15 protein-coding genes are annotated in these 15,815 nt (G+C 69.8%); 9 read left to right on the top strand and 6 right to left on the bottom strand.

Translation table 11 applies throughout. The features are described from left to right. The first annotated feature begins 35 nt into the window (after positions 1-35). Both PZB75_RS30850 and PZB75_RS30845 read left to right on the top strand, forming a co-directional pair. Positions 36-2,102 carry a hypothetical protein gene (locus PZB75_RS30850; RefSeq protein ID WP_275538984.1) on the top strand — a complete coding sequence of 689 codons (2,067 nt, stop codon included), beginning with the start codon at positions 36-38 and terminating at the stop codon, positions 2,100-2,102. Between the two features lie 47 nt (positions 2,103-2,149). Next, the gene (locus PZB75_RS30845; RefSeq protein WP_275538983.1) at positions 2,150-2,632 is read left to right on the top strand and encodes a hypothetical protein; all 483 of its coding nucleotides are present in this window, start codon (positions 2,150-2,152) and stop codon (positions 2,630-2,632) included. 292 nt (positions 2,633-2,924) lie between these two features. On the opposite strand, the gene PZB75_RS30840 is transcribed toward PZB75_RS30845, so the two are convergent. Both PZB75_RS30840 and PZB75_RS30835 read right to left on the bottom strand, forming a co-directional pair. Beyond that, positions 2,925-3,773 (bottom strand): GNAT family N-acetyltransferase, encoded by an 849-nt coding sequence (locus PZB75_RS30840; RefSeq protein WP_275538982.1) that lies wholly within the window; start codon positions 3,771-3,773, stop codon positions 2,925-2,927. A gap of 187 nt (positions 3,774-3,960) precedes the next feature. Then, entirely contained in the window at positions 3,961-4,233 is a 273-nt protein-coding gene (locus tag PZB75_RS30835) for a hypothetical protein (protein WP_275538981.1), read from the bottom strand. 235 nt (positions 4,234-4,468) lie between these two features. Between PZB75_RS30835 and PZB75_RS30830 the strand changes: the two genes are divergently transcribed. Both PZB75_RS30830 and PZB75_RS30825 read left to right on the top strand, forming a co-directional pair. Continuing rightward, a complete protein-coding gene (locus PZB75_RS30830; RefSeq protein ID WP_275538980.1) occupies positions 4,469-8,317 on the top strand; it encodes an SNF2-related protein in 3,849 nt (1,282 codons plus the stop codon). Beyond that, positions 8,314-9,528 (top strand): hypothetical protein, encoded by a 1,215-nt coding sequence (locus tag PZB75_RS30825; RefSeq protein WP_275538979.1) that lies wholly within the window; start codon positions 8,314-8,316, stop codon positions 9,526-9,528. Before PZB75_RS30830 ends, PZB75_RS30825 begins: the two co-directional genes overlap by 4 nt. Before the next feature lie 491 nt (positions 9,529-10,019). Here PZB75_RS30825 and PZB75_RS30820 read toward each other — a convergent pair whose 3' ends face one another. Both PZB75_RS30820 and PZB75_RS30815 read right to left on the bottom strand, forming a co-directional pair. Continuing rightward, on the bottom strand, positions 10,020-10,577 hold the full coding sequence (locus PZB75_RS30820) for a hypothetical protein (RefSeq protein WP_275538978.1): 558 nt from the start codon (positions 10,575-10,577) through the stop codon (positions 10,020-10,022). Between the two features lie 815 nt (positions 10,578-11,392). After that, the gene (locus PZB75_RS30815; RefSeq protein ID WP_275538977.1) at positions 11,393-11,524 is read right to left on the bottom strand and encodes a hypothetical protein; all 132 of its coding nucleotides are present in this window, start codon (positions 11,522-11,524) and stop codon (positions 11,393-11,395) included. Here PZB75_RS30815 and PZB75_RS30810 point away from each other — a divergent pair. From PZB75_RS30810 to PZB75_RS30790, 5 genes are all read left to right on the top strand, one after another. After that, on the top strand, positions 11,510-11,689 hold the full coding sequence (locus tag PZB75_RS30810) for a hypothetical protein (protein WP_275538976.1): 180 nt from the start codon (positions 11,510-11,512) through the stop codon (positions 11,687-11,689). The genes PZB75_RS30815 and PZB75_RS30810 overlap by 15 nt on opposite strands. A 110-nt stretch (positions 11,690-11,799) precedes the next feature. Continuing rightward, complete coding sequence (locus PZB75_RS30805; protein WP_275538975.1) at positions 11,800-11,967, top strand: hypothetical protein; 168 nt, start codon at positions 11,800-11,802, stop codon at positions 11,965-11,967. Between the two features lie 524 nt (positions 11,968-12,491). Next, a complete protein-coding gene (locus PZB75_RS30800; RefSeq protein ID WP_275538974.1) occupies positions 12,492-12,893 on the top strand; it encodes a hypothetical protein in 402 nt (133 codons plus the stop codon). A 159-nt stretch (positions 12,894-13,052) separates the two neighbouring features. Then, positions 13,053-13,661, top strand: a complete 609-nt coding sequence (locus tag PZB75_RS30795; protein ID WP_275538973.1) for a DUF4262 domain-containing protein — start codon at positions 13,053-13,055, stop codon at positions 13,659-13,661. Positions 13,662-13,703: 42 nt separating this feature from the next. After that, positions 13,704-14,147, top strand: coding sequence for a hypothetical protein (locus PZB75_RS30790; protein ID WP_275538972.1), 444 nt, complete (start codon positions 13,704-13,706; stop codon positions 14,145-14,147). A gap of 266 nt (positions 14,148-14,413) precedes the next feature. Here PZB75_RS30790 and PZB75_RS30785 read toward each other — a convergent pair whose 3' ends face one another. Continuing rightward, positions 14,414-15,211, bottom strand: a complete 798-nt coding sequence (locus tag PZB75_RS30785) for a hypothetical protein (RefSeq protein WP_275538971.1) — start codon at positions 15,209-15,211, stop codon at positions 14,414-14,416. 85 nt (positions 15,212-15,296) lie between these two features. Continuing rightward, the gene (locus PZB75_RS30780) at positions 15,297-15,605 is read right to left on the bottom strand and encodes a hypothetical protein (RefSeq protein WP_275538970.1); all 309 of its coding nucleotides are present in this window, start codon (positions 15,603-15,605) and stop codon (positions 15,297-15,299) included. Between the last annotated feature and the right edge of the window lie 210 nt (positions 15,606-15,815).

Here is a 15,815-nt window from a genome sequence, read left to right as displayed (position 1 = left end):
GCAGGTGACAGCGGACCTCACAGCGGGAGTAGCACGTGATCCTCACCCACACCCTCACCCCGTACACGCCCCGGCAGCAGCAGAGCCTTCGCACGACCGGGACGGCCGTCTCCCCGGTCGCCCTGCGCCAGATGGCCACGGGCGAATCCGAAGAGACGGCCCGAGCCGAGCTCACGGACTTCGAGCACCTCATCTCGACACCCGCGCCCGAGCAGGTACGAGGAGAGGCACGGATTTTCCACGCGTTGATCGCCGCTTACGGCCGTCACCGCACCACCCTCACCGGCGGCCCGTTCGGCATCCGCAGCCTCACCCCCCGCCTCGACGAACTGGTGGTGCGGATTGCGTCCGCCCAGCTGGACCGGTGGATCGACGCCCTCGCCTACCGGGAGGGAGGAACAGGCGTCGCAGGCCTGCGCTGGGCCGGCCGCCGAGACGGGATCGTCCTGACACTGCCCGGGATGGTGATGGTCCTCGCCGACATCAACGAGACCGACTGGCGTGCCGCGCTCGGCCGCCGGTCCGCCGACCAGAGCAGCCTGATGCCGTATTGGATCCCCCAGCTCCTCCGTGAACCCGAGTACGCGGCCACCCAGAACGCCGAACTCGCGGGCATCGCCGATCACCTGTGCGCCACCCTGCGCCGGATCCGGCTCCTCGACGCCCTCACCCGAATCAGCGGTCACGTCCACCTGTTCACCACCCGCCACCACGGCAACCTCCACCTGTTCGAGGCATGCGAGGCCACCCCTACCGTCCTGCCGCTGTGGACCTCCCGGTCCGTCCCCCTGGCCCTGTGGCCCACCGGGCCGATTCCTGCCCCGGGCCCTGCGGACCCGCGCACAGCTGTCCTCGACCTCCTCACCGAGATCGAACCCGCCCGCGCGCACCCCGGCGCCGAGCACCCCGCCGCCCGCGCCCTCTGCCACATCGCCGGCCTCAACGCGGGCCCTGTCGTGGTCCAGGCCGCCGAGCACGTTCTCGACGTCGCCACCCGCGTCCTCGCCGACCCCGCCCACGCCGGCGTATACGCCAGCGGCGGCTGGGCGGGCAGCTGCCGCACGTACCCCGAAGGCACGGTCCACGGAAGCGACCCCTGCCTTCCGCCTGGCGCCGAGTTCGTCGCCGACCTCCCCGAGGAAGCCCTTCAGCGCCTCGGCCGGCACTTCTGCAGCCGCCCCTCGGACACCTCCCGATCCGACCTCATCAGCGCCGGCCAGGAAGAACTCATCCACCTGCTCGACTGGGCGCTTGCCGCCGCGACCCGCCCCGCCAATCCGGACTGGACACGCGACAGCGCCGACGGCACGCTTCAGCACACGCAGCCACTGCCCGACCGCGACGGAGTCCTGACTCTGACCGCGACCACTACCGGCGTCTACCGCGTCAGCCTGGACGCACTGGGGCTGAGCGACCTCGCCCACGAGGACGACACAGTGGAGTGGGAGCGCGAGGCCGCGCCCTCGCAGGCCGCCGCCGTCCTGCTGGCCGAACACGCCGCGATCGAAGCCGCGGTCTGCCTGCCCTTCCAGCGCGAACACCGCAAGCAGCGCCTCCTGCTGCCCGCCGCGGTGTCGGCCGAGCCGACCATCCGGTCCGTCATCGCCGGAGCCGACTACGTTCTGGGGTTCTTCACCCTCGCCAGCGTCCTCGGCCGCCTGCACGACCGCGTGGGCGCAGCCCAGGGAGCAGCTGACGGGCACTGGCGAGGAGATACCCGCTCCGACAGGCCCGACTGCCCGGCCACCCTCACTGCGCTCGTCAGCGACTGGTTCGCACTGCCCTCACCCCGCCACGATGAAGCCGCCAACACCACCTTGGTCGACAACCCCGTTTACCTCCGTCACCTCGCTGCCCACCGCGCCGCGCTCGACCCGTTCGTCACCCGCTACCTTGCTGCCGCCGACAGCCTCCCCGGCGAGCGCACCTTCGAAGAGCGTCACCTCGCCGGCTTCGCCGCCCTGTGCACCACCGACCTGTCCGCCCTAGCCGTTACCGAGATCAGGCCCGTCGGCGAACGGCTCCTCCGCCTGGTCAGGTCTCTCCCGCAGGACCCCACCCAGCTGACTGCCTGGTACGAACAGCACCTCGACCAAGCCTGAACCTCACCGACCCAGGGGAAAAGGAGAACCGCACGATGAGCGATCAAATGTCAGACTCGGCAACCTTTCTCGGACCTACCAGGACGGGGAAGCCTCCTCTGCCGGTCGACGCCGACGCCGGCCAGATCGCGACCGTGCTGAGGCGCGCCCTGCACACCGTCGAATGCCGTGAACTCGGCTCGGAGGCCGCCCAGCAGCAGTTCGGACCATTCGCGGACACCGCAGACAGCCGCGTCACTGTCCTCATCGACGAGGACGAGCTCCGAGTCCGCCATCCGGGCCACAGCGAGCTCCACCAGCTGGCGCGCGCGGTCCGGGAAAGAGGACCGGCTGTGAACGTCGTCCTGGTGCCGCCCAAGCCGATCATGGCGGTCATGGACGAGATGGCCCACGTTGTCAGACAGGTCGCCGAGTCGGCCTCCGGAGAGGCGCCGGCCGGGCGGCCCAGGCAGGGGCACGAGCTGGATCGGCTGCTACGAACGGTCCGGTGGTGTCCGAAGGGTGCTCGTGAGGCGACGGACGAGCGGTGACGGCTCGGACCCGCAAGTGGTGGCCGACGCGTTCGCAGAGGCGGACATGCGTACGCGCGCCGTGCAAGGAGCGGCGAGTTGCTACGGATTGGGGCAGACACGACCTGGGGGATACGCCGCTGGGGGAATCTCCTCGGGCCGCCGTTCGGAAACTGGATACGCTTTCGCAGCCGGCCTGTGCGCCGGCCTTCAACCGGGCATGGCCCGTGACGAACCAGGGGGACCAGATGACCACCGAGATTGCACGCACAGCAGGACCCGGACCCGTAGGCGTCCCCGGCAAGCCCGTCGTCTACTTCAGCGACGAAGCCTCCGCCGTGATGAGGCCTCTGCCCGGCCCAGCCCGGCGCCTGCAGTCGCCCTTGGAGACCCTGACTTGGCAGGAGCCTCCAGTTCTGGAAGGCGGGGACGACGAACCGCAGTAACCGAACTGGGTGGGACAAGGGCTGAGAACGAGCCGCGCCGGTCCGCATGTGTACTGGGCCGAGGCTGGCGGGACGTCAGTCGGACAGTGCGCCGGTGTGATGGTGGGCATCCCCTGGACCGTGGTGATCGAGGCGGTAGGGGTGAGGACCTTGAAGGCGTGCTTCCATCCCCGCTCCACGAGGCTGAGAAGTTCTCCCGTGGGCAGCTTCAGCGACAGGCGGTTGTGGGTGGTGTAGCCGAGCCGCCCGTAGAACGTCGTGAGGCTTCGGTCGTGGCGCAGCGTCAGGGCTGTGTATCCGGCGTTCCGGAACGTCTGCTCGGCGTGGTAAAGGAGTGGGCGGGCGATTCCCTGATTTCGGTAGGCGGGGACCACGGCGAGACCGTGGACGGTGGAGATGCGCTCGATGATCCTGCGCCGCATGATCTTGGGCGAGCGGTTCGGGTCGGACATCCACTTGGCGGGGCCGCACGTGATGGCTCCGACGGGAACGCCCTCGCTGTTCTCGGCGATCAGGAAGTGGTTCCTGCGGTGCGAGAGCGGGCCGTCGTCGCTGTCGGTGAGGGCGTGCCGCATGGGGTCCAGGGCACCGGGCAGGTCCTCGGTCCGCAACTGGAGGTTGACGAGCGCAATCAGCTCGACGAGGGTGTCGCCGTCTTCTTGAGTGGCGGTACGGATGTGGATGTCGGTGTCGGTGAGGGCCATGAGGGTGGGCATGGTCGAGTCCTTGGTGCTGGCAGCCGCGCTGGGCGTGGCACGGCTGGAGGGGATGGGGGCGGGCAGGAGGGGGGTCAGCCGAGGGGGGTGCTCCAGCCGAAGAAGAGCCAGCTCGGCTCCGGCCCGTCCGTTTCGAGCAGCAGCGCTCCGGCGCCGCCGGAACGGACGCACGGGGCGTCGTCCTCGATCAGGCGGTCGGCCAGCCAGTCGGCGTCGTCCTCGTCGAGGGGGCGCCGTACGGGATGGGCGACGGAAGGGAGGCGTTGAAGTAGCCCGCCATGACGGGGCCCAGTGCGGAGCGGTTGCGTACGACGGTGACGCGGTCAACCTTCGTCAGGTCCGCGCGCCGCGAGAACGGGTCGACCGGAAGTTTCCGGTCTTCGGCGGCATGGTTCGCGAAGGCGCTCTCGGCGCTGGGGCCGCTGGCGGTGAAGCGGAAGACCATGGGTTCCAGGTGCATGACGATCCTCGCAAGAGCGGGCGCCGTGTAACTGCTGGCGCACAGATGGGAATCCCGGCGTGATGCGGGCGAAGTGAGGGGGAGCCGGTATCCGGCAACATGGCTAAACTACATATTGAAACAAGAATAAGCAGCATGCTTGAGTGGGGTCCTCGTGTGTACGGCGCGGACCCGCCGCCTGCGCGGGTCACAATGGAGGCGGTCTCGACGGCGTCCGGTTACTGGGGGAGTGTCTTTGTCCATCGACCGTCTGCAGCCCATCAGCCCTGCAGCGCTGGCCACTCGGAACCCACACCCCGAGATCCCGGCCTCCCGCGCCGAGACCGCCGAGGGCCCGACCTTGTCCCTGATGGACGCGGAGACCTTCCGCAGCACGCTGCAACGCGCTGTCGCCCAAGGCGCTCCCGCGGCGGCGATCGCCGCCGAAGCCGTGCACCGCATCGCCCGGGGGCACCTCGACGTCGCCGCCCTGCGGACGGTGCTCCTCGATACGGCCGAAGCACAGATCTGGGCGCCCGTCCGGCAAGCCGCCATCCTCGCCGTCGCTGCCAGCCCGGCCATGGCGCCGAGCATCATCTCCATGCACGGCCAGATGCTGAGAACGCCCGCCGCGACCGTCCGGGAGGGGCAAGGGGATGACGGCCTGCCGTTCTTCGTGGCGCAGGCCACCTTCGCTCCCACCGGCCGCGACGTCACTGGCAGCGTTCAGCAGGCCCGCACCCGCAAGGCAGCCAGGCAACAGGCCATGGCCGCCCTCATCGCCGCACTCGCCGGCCTGCCTGACCCACTGGCCGATCGTGTGGTGCAGAACTGGAGCTGGGATACACCCGCCGTCCCGCTCCGGGCCGCCGCTCCGGCCGGGGACTCCAACGCCGTCTCGGTCCTGAACGAGTTTCACCAGGCGGGTCACATCACCCGGCCCGACTACCGGCCCCCGACCCCGTCTCCCTCCGGCTTCGCGGCCACGGTCACCGCCGTACACCGCGGCCAGCAGCTCATCGGCGAAGGCACCGGATCCAGCAAACGGCAGGCCCGTGCCGAAGCTGCCGACCGTCTCCTCAAAGCCCTGGAGAAGGCCCTCGGCGCCGACGAACCCCAGCCGCAGGCGGCACCCGAGCCGACGACCTCACCCCTGCCGCCCGCAGCACCCGCGCCGCCCGCCCTCAACCAGGAGCCACCGCCCGCCCTGACCGCGGGTCCAGCTGACCTGTTCGCCGCGCATCGCGCGATCGAGCAGGCCCTCGCGGACGGCGCCGCCCTGACCCTGCTGCCTTCCCGCCACCCCGCCCGGACCTCATGGATGCTGTTCCAGCCGGACGGCACACACCTGCCGCTGCTCGACAGCATGTCGGCGCCGCTCCAGCCGGTCACCCGCGACCTCGTCCTCGCCGGGACCGGCGGCATCATGCCCCGCCGCGCCACCGTGACCGGCGTCGCTGTCCCGGTCGGTCTCGCCCTGCCGGCCCTGCTCACCCCCCGGGATAGCGAACACGCCTCCGTCGCAGGCTGGCGCCCCTGCCTCCGACTGGCCGTGGCGTGCGTGGCGCAGCAACGCGTCTACCCCGCCCTGACCGCCGACGGCCAGGGCTGCTGGCGCATCGGGCCGATCACCGAACCGCTGCGCACCGCCGTCACCGCGGCCGCCGCCCTGATGGCCCCCGAAGGGCACTGCCTCCTCGCCGGCACCAACCCCATCCGCGTTCCGTCCCCCGAGCACGCGGCATGGCCCCTGCTCGACGCGGTCGCCGACACCCTCCTCCGCACCCCCGCCGCCGCCACGCTGCTGGGCTCCGGCCCGCACACCGGGCCAGCCGACCAGGACGCCAATCCGACGCCGGAACTGTGGAGGTGGGCGGACGCGATCGAGGACGGCGTCGACCCCCACCCCTCGCCGCGCCTGGTCCTGCGTATCAAGGATCCCGACGCAAACGGTCCGGCTCCAGCCGCTCTGGCCGTTCTCCACCTGGCCGCCGGTGGCCAGGACGAGACCGTCGTGGCGATCACCGTCTGGGACGGACAGCACACCCACGCCGACCTCACCCCCGCAGTACTGCCCGGCGTGCGGCGCACGCTACGCCGCGCCGCACGGCACTTCCCGCCCCTGGCCCAACTCGCCGCCCAGGAACGCCCCCACCGCCTCTCCCTAACCGCCGAGGACCTGGCCCATCTCCACGACCACGCCACCGCACCGCTCGGCGAGGCCGGCATCACCGTGCAGTGGCCCTCCACCCTCCTCGGGGCCCTCACCGCCACCGCCGTGCTCGGCACCCGCGGCCCCTACGACGGGGACGAGGGCACGACGGGCAGCGGCTACCTGGCCCTGAACCGGCTGGTGGACTGCCGCTGGCACATCAACCTCGACGGCGAACCGTTGACCGAACAGGAGATGACCGCGCTCGCCGACGCCGCCTGGCCGCTGATCCGGCTGCGCGGACGCTGGCTCCTCGTCGACGCAGTCACCGCCGGTCGAGCCCGAGCCCGCGACCTCGCGCCCCTGCCGTCCCTCGACGCGCTGACCGCCGCCCTGTCCGGCACGCTCACCCTCGACGGCGAAGCGCTCGAAGCCCGACCCGCCGGCGCGCTGGCCACCCTCATCGACGCGCTGCGCCAAGCACCCGACGATGCCCGGCCCACCCCGCCACCGATCGCTCTGAAAGCGACGCTGCGCCACTACCAGCAACGCGCCCTGGGCTGGCTGGCGAACATGGTCGACCTGGGCTTCGGCTGCTTGCTCGCCGACGACATGGGGCTCGGCAAGACCCTGACGACCATCGCCCTGCACCTGAGCCGCGCCGAGACCGCCGGTGCCACCGGCCCGACGCTGGTGGTCTGCCCGGCCTCCCTCATCACGAACTGGGAACGCGAGATCGCCCGCTTCGCGCCCTCCACCACGGTTGTGCGCTACCACGGCGCCGGTCGGACCCTCAACCGGGACGCCCTCGAACCCAACACGGTCGTCATCACCACCTACGGCACCGCGCGCCGCGACACCGCCGCCCTCGCCACCGCCGAGTGGGGCCTGGTCGTCGCGGATGAGGCCCAGCACATCAAGAACCCCACCTCCGCCACGGCCAAAGCGCTGCGCGCCCTGCCGGCCCGCAGCCGGATCGCGGTCACCGGCACCCCGGTGGAGAACAACATCACCGAGCTGTGGGCCATCCTCGACTGGACCAACCCCTCCCTCTTCGGCACCCGCAAGGCCTTCCGCATCCGCTACGGCGCCGTCGAGAAGGACTCCACCGCACCCGCCGCAGCCCAACTCGCCCGACTCATCAGCCCGTTCATGCTGCGAAGGCGCAAGTCAGATCCCGGCATCGCGCCCGAACTGCCGGGCAAAGTCCACCACCACCGCATCGTCGCCCTCACCGACGAGCAGACCGGCATGTACGAGGCGACTGTCCGCGACACCATGGACGAGATCGCCACGAGCACCGGGATCCAGCGCCGCGGACTGGTCCTCAAACTGCTCCAGGCGTTGCGCCAGATCTGCAACACCCCGAGCCTCTACCTCAAGGAGCCGCTGGAGGACATCGACCCGGGGGACCTCGCCCGCCGCTCGGGCAAGCTGGCAGCCCTGGACGACCTCATGCCCACCCTGGCCGAGCGCGGCGAAGCGTCACTCATCTTCACGGGTTACGTGCAGATGGGCCGCATCCTTGAGCAGCACCTCCGTGCCCGCGGCCACTCCGTACGTTTCCTTCACGGCGGGACACCCCAGGCCCGCCGCCAAGACCTCGTCGACGCCTTCCAGAACGACCCCGACCCCGCCCCGGTGTTCATCCTGTCGGTCAAGGCAGCCGGCACCGGACTCACCCTCACCCGGGCAGAGCACGTCGTTCACTACGACCGGCCCTGGAATCCCGCCGTCGAGGACCAGGCGACCGACCGCGCCCACCGCATCGGCCAGCACCGCACCGTGCAGGTCCACCACCTGATCACCGAAGGCACCGTGGAAGACCACATCAACGAACTCCTCGCTCGCAAACGGGCCCTGACCGAGGCGGTCCTCACCTCCGGCGAGAGCGCCCTCGCCGATCTCGACGACACCGAACTCAACGCGCTCGTCGCTCTGGGGTCCCGATGACCGGCTCCGGCAACATCCGCAACATGGCCCCCCTCGTCGCCGCCTGGAAGCAGGCCTTCCACCTGGCGACCAACGGATCCGTCTCCTACGGCAAGGGCCTCAACCTCCACCGCAACGGCGCCATCGCCCAGATCCATGCGCAACCCGGCCGCCTGGCCGCTGCCGTCACCGCAAAGAAGGCCACCCACCAAGCCGCTCTGCTGCTGCCCGAACTGACTGAAACGCAGTGGGACACCCTCGCCGGCCGTCTCGCCGGCAACACCCAAGCCGTCGCCGACCTTCTCGCCAACCGGGTTCCCGCCGCCATCGCCGACCCGGGCCACGCCCGTGGCATCGCCATCGTGCCCGGGGCCGAAGAGATCGCCTTCTCCTGCTCCTGCCCCACCGGCCGCACCGGCCGCGTGTGTGACCACAGCGCCGCCCTCGGCCACGCCGTCGCCGAACGGCTCGCCGTCACGGCCTCAGTCCTGCTCGGCGCCCGCGGCATGTCCGCCCGCGCCCTCGCCGGCCTCGTACGCGACCTCGTGGCTGACACCGACCCCGGCACCCTGCCCGCGGACGCGGACGGAACTGTCCGCGCCGACCAGCTCTACTCCCTGGCGGCTCACCGGGCCCCGCACCCCACGCCCGACCTCAACCTCGACCCCGTAGCCCCGGTCACCACCACCCTCGACGACCCGCCCGTTCCCGGCCCCCGCGCGCAGGACCTGGCCTGGATGACCCAGGACGCGGCCGGCCGCGCCCGCGCCCTCCTGTCCGCGGCCCCAGGCCAACCCCACGACGACCTTGCCGACACCGTACGGATCATTGCCACCCCCCACGGTGTCGACCGGCTCCCGGCCGCCGCCGCCACCACCGGTCTCACCGAAGCCGCGCTGCGCGCCATGATGATCGGCTACCGCCACGGCGGCCCGGCCGGCGCCCATGCCGCGCTCGCCGCGGCCACGGTCCCGCCGAGCACGCTGGAACAGGCCGCAGAGGCCCTCCGCACCTCCCGCACCGTCAACCTCGGCGTCATCGACATCACGGACGGATCGCTCACCGACTCGACCGCCGGCGTCCAGATCCGGCCCGGCCTCGACGGTCGGTGGCACCCCTTCACGCTCTGGCGAGCCGACGAGTGGCGCCCCGCCCCCGGAGCCTGCGACGATCCCGCCGAAGCCTTCCGTGCCGCGCGACGCGCCCGCGCCGCCCGACCACTCAGGCGATAGCCCGACCCCCCAGCCGACCAGGTCACCGACTCCGAAAGGTCCACCGCATGCTCTTGGACTCGCAGACCGGTGTAGGCGTCTACCAGTTCATCGTCGACCGGCTCGAGGACCGGCGCCGAGAGGAGTACCCCGACGGCCGCGAGGCGTACGAGGACAACTGGACCGCCGCCCACGATCTGGAGAAGGCCTATGCCGAGGCCGTACATGCCGGCGACTCCGGCACAGCCGCGCGTCGCTCATATGTTTCCCATCCGCTGCGAGAAGAAGGAGTCAACCACAGCAGCCGACCGCGTCCCAGGGCCGCTCCGGACCTTGCCGACCTGCACCCGATGACGGTGGATGTCCTGCGGGAGCTGCCAGCCGACTACCCGGTGCGGGTGCTGGACCGCAACCTGCACCAGCCGCGGGCCCGAGTGCCTGCCGATGGATTGGGAGCGACCGGCCGTCGGCGAGGCGAGACCAGACGGAGACCCCTCGCCGACGGCGGCGGCTCACTGCGAGGTGTCGCTCTGCGACAGCCGCCGGGTCTGCTCCAGCAGCAGTTCCACCTGCTGCACCAGTTCCCGCGGCACAGTGGGAAAAAGGTACGGGTTCAGACCCTGGTCCCGCATGGCGTCGACGACCCGCTCCTTGTCCCTCAAGTTCCGGTGCGCCTCCATCGCCCTTTGCGTCTCGGCCCTCAGTTCGGTGAGCGGCTCGCCCAGGTCGACCGGCAGTACCCGGTGGCCCTGCTGGGTGGCCAGGGCGCTGGCGTCGGTCACGGCCACCGTCTTGTCCATGCCTCCGCGTACCAGCCCGAGCGTCACTGCTGAGGGCTGCGTGACGGCGGACGGGCCGCTCTTCACGACGCCCGGGGCGGGCCGGGAGTGGCCCTCGGTGAGCATACGCACGGCTTCTTCGCGGCCGGCCTGGTCGAGCTTCGCGGGCAGCTGCCCCGCTTCGGCCGCGGCCTTCACGCGTTGCAGGGCCTTCTGGTAGCCGCAGCTGGTAGTGCGGTTCAGCGCGCGGGCGATCCGCTCCTGATTGGTGGTGTTGTGGGACGGGGCCATCGCTTCTCCTTCGTCGCGTCCTGGCGTTGCGGTTCGTCCCACCACGAGCTTGGCCAGGGTGCGCGGGTTCGGAAAAAGGGGCACCGGTCGTCGCGCGCACCCGCGCGGCAGCACGGTTCACCGATATCCCGGGGGTGGGCCCGGGCCGGCGCGCACAAGCGAGGTGCGCTGCGCCGAGCATAGCGGCCGGTACCGACAACGCCCCTGGCCAGTTCCCAACTCCGTTTCACAAAACAGCGATTTCCCACCTTCTTTGGCACCCGTCCGGGCTTGGCTGTCACGGGCCAGCTCACCTGTCTCAGCGCAGGAGGAACGGGCCTTATCGAAGATGAGCGGATACCGGTTCGCATCACCGAGGGGAACCGCCCCTGGCCGGCAGCACACCGAAGGTCGGGCTTGGAGCCGGACCGTTCCGCGCCTTGCACAGGATCCCGAGCTCGATTTGTTGCGTATTTAATTTCCGATGTGTATTGTAGTTCTTGTGAGGCAGGGGCCGGCAGAACCGGCCGATAAGCCACCCGACCAGCAGCCGTCGCCCGCGGCCTCGTCGAGGAAGTCGACCCGGGTCACCGGCTGCATCTGCCTGTAAGCCCCGAGCCACAACAGGACAGCCCCTCCCCAAAGGCAGTCCGCGCCCATCCACACCGCTCCGACGATCCTGAGAGCTCGCGTTGTTCTATTTGATGACATGCCCCTGTTGTGGCCGTCCGACCATTTTTCACGAGCTGGAACGCCACACCGCTCCGAGCATCCTGATCGACCCCGAGACGGGTTTGCCGCCCGGTGTATCTCCGGACGGCCACCGTGCGCCCCCTTCACCAGCGGCCGCAGCCAGAGCCCGCAAGCAGCCCCTGTGTCAGTTGTGCCTCGATGACGTACAGGCCGGCGGCGAGGTGACCTTCGCCGTACGACTCAAGGGCGAGCAGACCGCGATGGCTCTCGCGCACGAGATGCCCCTCCTCGACGACGAGGGCCGGGTGATGGCCGTCCGCTGTCCGTCCGCCGGGTGCGGAGCGGTTGTCGACCTGACCAACGGCCAGCTGGAGGGCCACTCCGTGCGCGGCCAGAAGTGCCGGATGTCGGGCGTGCGGGTGGTGGTCGCTGAGGAGTGAAGCGGGAGCTGAGCAGCCTCACGTGGCTGATCTTCAAACCCTCTCGGGCCATACCCGAGCCCCATCAGCCGCCCCCGCTCGCCGGGGCGCGTAAGCAAGAGGACCGCGTCTTGAACACCAGACTCAGCCCCTCCGAACAGGCCGAGGTGGAAGAACTTCTCGAACGTTGGAACGAGGCCGTCGAAGGCGACAGTAACGACGCTGAGCACGAAATCGGCGTCGACATGTCGGAGCTCCTGTGGAGGCTGCACGGTGGTCTGTCCGTGCGTGAACTCTGATGGCCATCTACCGCCCCGGCGAGGTCAACTGCGGCCACTGCAACGAACCAACCGGGATCCCGGCTGACGACTGGGCCGGAGAAACCCGCACCGAGGGCGGCGAATATGTCGCCTCCGTCGGCCCGTGTGTGCGCTGTGCGGTTCACACCTACGGCACCCTGACCCGCTGTCCCGACTGCGCGGAGAACGACAACGGGGCGTAAGGCACCGGGGCGGATGAGGAGTTGATCTCAGCATGAGTACCCCCGTCCCTGGAACCGGGGCAAAGAAGCGTCCCGCGAGGCGTCGCAAGGTCAAGAACGCTCGGACCGGTTCCGTGGGGAGCAAGATCCTGCCGGGCCGGTACAGCGACGAAGGTGAAAAAGGGCCGTGGTTCCGCCGTCTGGTTCGCCGCGCTGAGACGCGCGACTGGCAGCGTGAGACATCGCGGCTCTGACGGTCATCGTCGACCAGGTCTTCGGCCGTCGCGCCGGAGAGCCGCCCACACGCCTCCCGCCGCCGAACTCGCTCCACTCCTCGACCTAATGCGGGAGCACGGACTCCGCGGCGAGTATGAGCGTGGCCCTACCGAGGTCCTCACGCTGGGGCAGGTCTACCGCACCCGGGAAGCCGTGCTGGGACTCTGCGAGGAGGTCGCCACGCGGTTGGAGGAGGACGCCCCGAACGCGGTGTTCGAGCTGTGGCAGGACCCTCACTGGAGCGCCGACGGGCACTACCACGCGTACGTGCCGAAGTTCGGCCATTTCGAGGCTGGCTGCGATGCCGAGGGGGTCCCGCATGTCAGCGTGCATGACCTCATCCAGAGGCTGAGCAACAGCCCGGAAGCGCCGCTCGGCGACTGGATGGCGGGCGAGGGAGCCGGCCTTCTCGGCGTCGCGGTGCTCGCCGTGGTGGGCGAGTACCGAGCGCAGTCGTCCGGCTCCTGAGCCGGGACCTCCCCCCTGTAACCCCCGTCGAGGCCGGATGCCGGTGATGCATGCGGAGGCGAAGCGCCACCGCTCAGCGATCGCCCGAGAAATCGACGACGCACTCATCGGCCTGAGCCTCCTCGGCCCCCCACCTCTCGATTCACTGGAGTACTGATCATGGCGGACATCCGCATGCGCTTCCTCGGGCATCCCTGGGAGGAACCGGACGGCGATCCTTCTCAGCTGGTCGCTCGCGATCTGGATTTCACGCCCGACGTCGCGGCCAAGGTTTTGCCGGAGGGCCGCCCTCACGATTCTTGCGGGGAAGCGGATTGCCCTGTGTGTCCGCCCGATTTCATGACGGAGTACGTTGCTCGGCTGCGATCCGTGATCGCCGAGCACGGATTCGCCGTCCAGGCCGTTATGGCGGATGAGAGTTCTGCTGCCTATTGCTACACCGTCGGTCTGCACGAGTCTCTGGGGCGTGAGTTCGTCATGGCCGGGCCGGACGTCAGGGCGATGCAGGGCGTGCTCCATAGCGTCGTCGAGCGGTTCGCCGGATCGTCTGGTCCGGTTGCCGGTGAGGTGCTGGACGGGCTGCTCGCGAACGGATTCCAGCTGCTCATGCGCCCCGTGGAGTCCTTGGAGCCGTTCGCGATGCTGCGGGCGGTGTACGGCAGGGAGATCGCCGTGCCGTACTGGCAGGCCGTGTGGCCCGATCGTGACGGCATCTTTCCGACCGACGCCTCTTGCTCGCTTTCCCCTCGAACCCAGCCACTTCTTTAGCCCTACCTACTTTCGACTTTACGCATTCTAGGAGGTATTTCTATGCGTCAGCCTGAACCATTGAGTGCCATTGCGGAGCTGCGGCTCTTCCTGGATTTCGCCGTTCCTCTGTGCGGCGCTGACATCGCGTACAAGCTCCGGCAATGGGGCCACTCTCGCGAGGAGGCCGAAAACTGGCTGCGTGGTGAGGCCGAGCGCGCTGGCGGCAGCCTGGGCGAGAACGGTGATGTGTTGCAGTTCAGCGATGGTCGGCCTCGGTCGGGGCGCGCACAGGACCGTGTGGTCCGGACGGCGAGTGAGCTTGCGCGCGGTGTGGCGGCGGCGGCGCTGCTTGCCCAGTTGGAGGGGAAGCGCGGGGTCGAGGCGTTCGGTGGCTTCTACGGTGTCCCCGCTGCGGTCGCCACGGCGCGCGTCCAGGGCGGGGAGGACGGTGCAGTCGGTGACGCCGCTCGCGGCGCCTGTCCTGTGCGGAAGCCGGCCGCGTGAACGCCTTGTGGCAGTCTTCGCACCGTGCTCGTCCTCGCTTCCTTGTCCTGGCGGCCGGGAAGTCGGGTCTGCGGGAATCCGTGCAGGCGCTCTCGGGTCACACGTTAGGCTCGCCGTGGCCCGTGCCGGAATGGAGTGTGCGGGACAGGCCCCGGTCCCCGTGACGGGACGCAGTACGGCCGGGGCCGTCACTCCCCGGGCGCAGGTCGTGCGGTCGTCGGCGGCCTAGTCCAGGCGGGAGAAGTCGAGGTCCACCAGGAGCTCCTTCAGGTCGACCTTCTCGTCGTGGCAGAAGCCCGGAGCTCGTCCCACATCTCGTAAAGGCCCTCCAGAGCGCCGCTGAGCAGGGACAGTTGCCCGCGGTCCTCGTCGAACTCCTCGTCGTGGAGGTAGACCATCTCAGCCTTCTGCAGCTCGCGTACGACGCTGAGCAGCGTCGTACGGTCCGCCGAGAAGCGCCTCAGCACCAGTTCGAAGTCCGTGCTCTCCTCGTGCACCACGAGAGCGAGGACCTGTCGGGCCATCCTTGTGAGGCCGCCGACCCGCCGCGCGAAGCGGTTGACCAGTTCGAGGGTCTCCTGTTCGTCCTCCGGATCCTGGTTGGCATCCTCCCAGGCGAAGAAGCGGCGCATGGTGGCGGCGGGCCGGACCCGGGAGCCGTTGACGGTGTCGCGGAACTCGGCCTCGATGGCCTCGACCGTGTACTGGTACGTGGCCTCGTGCTTCTGTTTGACTGCCCGTAGGTATTCGACGGTGTAGTCGTGCCGGGTGATGCTGCTGTCGATCAGGTCGTGGTGCACCCCGCACAGCAGCATCAGGTTGCCGAAGTCTCGCAGCTGTTCGACGTCCTGGCTGTCCCATTCCTCGTGCCGGGCGCTGCCGGGCTCGGCACCGATGATGTGGGCGATCTTGCCGACCCAGGCGCCCTCCTCCGTGACCAGCCGCGTTGAGCAGTGCGGGTCGCCCCAGGCGCACTCGTTGCCGGAGAACGCCCACAGCCGGCGCGCGACGCCGGACATCGGCTCCTTGCGGTTCTTCTCGGAACCCTTCGTCCGCTTGGCCACAACCCGCCCCTTCCTGCGCCCTGCCGACAGCGCGCAGCGTAGTCCAGCTCGGTTAGGTGCGACGGGCGTGCTGCGTGTCCGGCTGCTACCAGCGCAAGGTCGGCCAGGGGCGGGCGGTGAGTTCGGCCTGCTCTGCGACGGCGACGAGGCGGTCGGCGGTCTCTTGGCCGACCGCCTCGGCGAGGCGGTCGAGGTTCGAGACGATCAAGAGCCAGGAACGGCGCGGCAGCAGGCTCAGGCGGGCGACGGCATCCGCGAGCGCTCCCGCCTCCAGGGCCATCATGGCCTGAACATCGGCCGAATCCGGCTTCAGCGGAACCTTCGCCTCGCGCACCAGGTCGACGGAGAGGGTCAGGTCGTCGATGACCGTGACAGCGGTGGTGTTCTCGATCATGCCGGGCTCGTAGCTGCGCCCGAGCTCGTGGGCCTGGTGGACGGTGATGTTCTCCTCGCGATAGCCGGCGGCAAGGAGACGGCGCAGCCCGGCGTAGGCGGCGTAGGACTTTCTCCGAACTAAGAGGCCATGTAAGACGAGTTGCGCCCAAAGCCGTGGCCAACTTCTAGACTCCGATGCACGGTTCGGACCGGTACGAGGGAGGCTGAG

Source organism: Streptomyces sp. AM 4-1-1 (assembly GCF_029167625.1).
Lineage (GTDB): Bacteria > Actinomycetota > Actinomycetes > Streptomycetales > Streptomycetaceae > Streptomyces.
The sequence above is the reverse complement of the archived record's forward strand: the minus strand, read 5'-3'. Positions and strand labels throughout refer to the sequence as shown.

What these genes read in the sequence shown, in the direction of transcription:
- PZB75_RS30845 (WP_275538983.1), top strand. Translation starts at nt 2,150, where the DNA reads ATGTCAGACTCGGCAACCTTTCTCGGACCTACCAGGACGGGGAAGCCT.
- PZB75_RS30840 (WP_275538982.1), bottom strand. Translation starts at nt 3,773, where the DNA reads ATGCCCACCCTCATGGCCCTCACCGACACCGACATCCACATCCGTACC.
- PZB75_RS30835 (WP_275538981.1), bottom strand. Translation starts at nt 4,233, where the DNA reads ATGCACCTGGAACCCATGGTCTTCCGCTTCACCGCCAGCGGCCCCAGC.
- PZB75_RS30825 (WP_275538979.1), top strand. Translation starts at nt 8,314, where the DNA reads ATGACCGGCTCCGGCAACATCCGCAACATGGCCCCCCTCGTCGCCGCC.
- PZB75_RS30820 (WP_275538978.1), bottom strand. Translation starts at nt 10,577, where the DNA reads ATGGCCCCGTCCCACAACACCACCAATCAGGAGCGGATCGCCCGCGCG.
- PZB75_RS30810 (WP_275538976.1), top strand. Translation starts at nt 11,510, where the DNA reads ATGGCTCTCGCGCACGAGATGCCCCTCCTCGACGACGAGGGCCGGGTG.
- PZB75_RS30800 (WP_275538974.1), top strand. Translation starts at nt 12,492, where the DNA reads ATGCGGGAGCACGGACTCCGCGGCGAGTATGAGCGTGGCCCTACCGAG.
- PZB75_RS30795 (WP_275538973.1), top strand. Translation starts at nt 13,053, where the DNA reads ATGGCGGACATCCGCATGCGCTTCCTCGGGCATCCCTGGGAGGAACCG.
- PZB75_RS30790 (WP_275538972.1), top strand. Translation starts at nt 13,704, where the DNA reads ATGCGTCAGCCTGAACCATTGAGTGCCATTGCGGAGCTGCGGCTCTTC.
- PZB75_RS30780 (WP_275538970.1), bottom strand. Translation starts at nt 15,605, where the DNA reads ATGATCGAGAACACCACCGCTGTCACGGTCATCGACGACCTGACCCTC.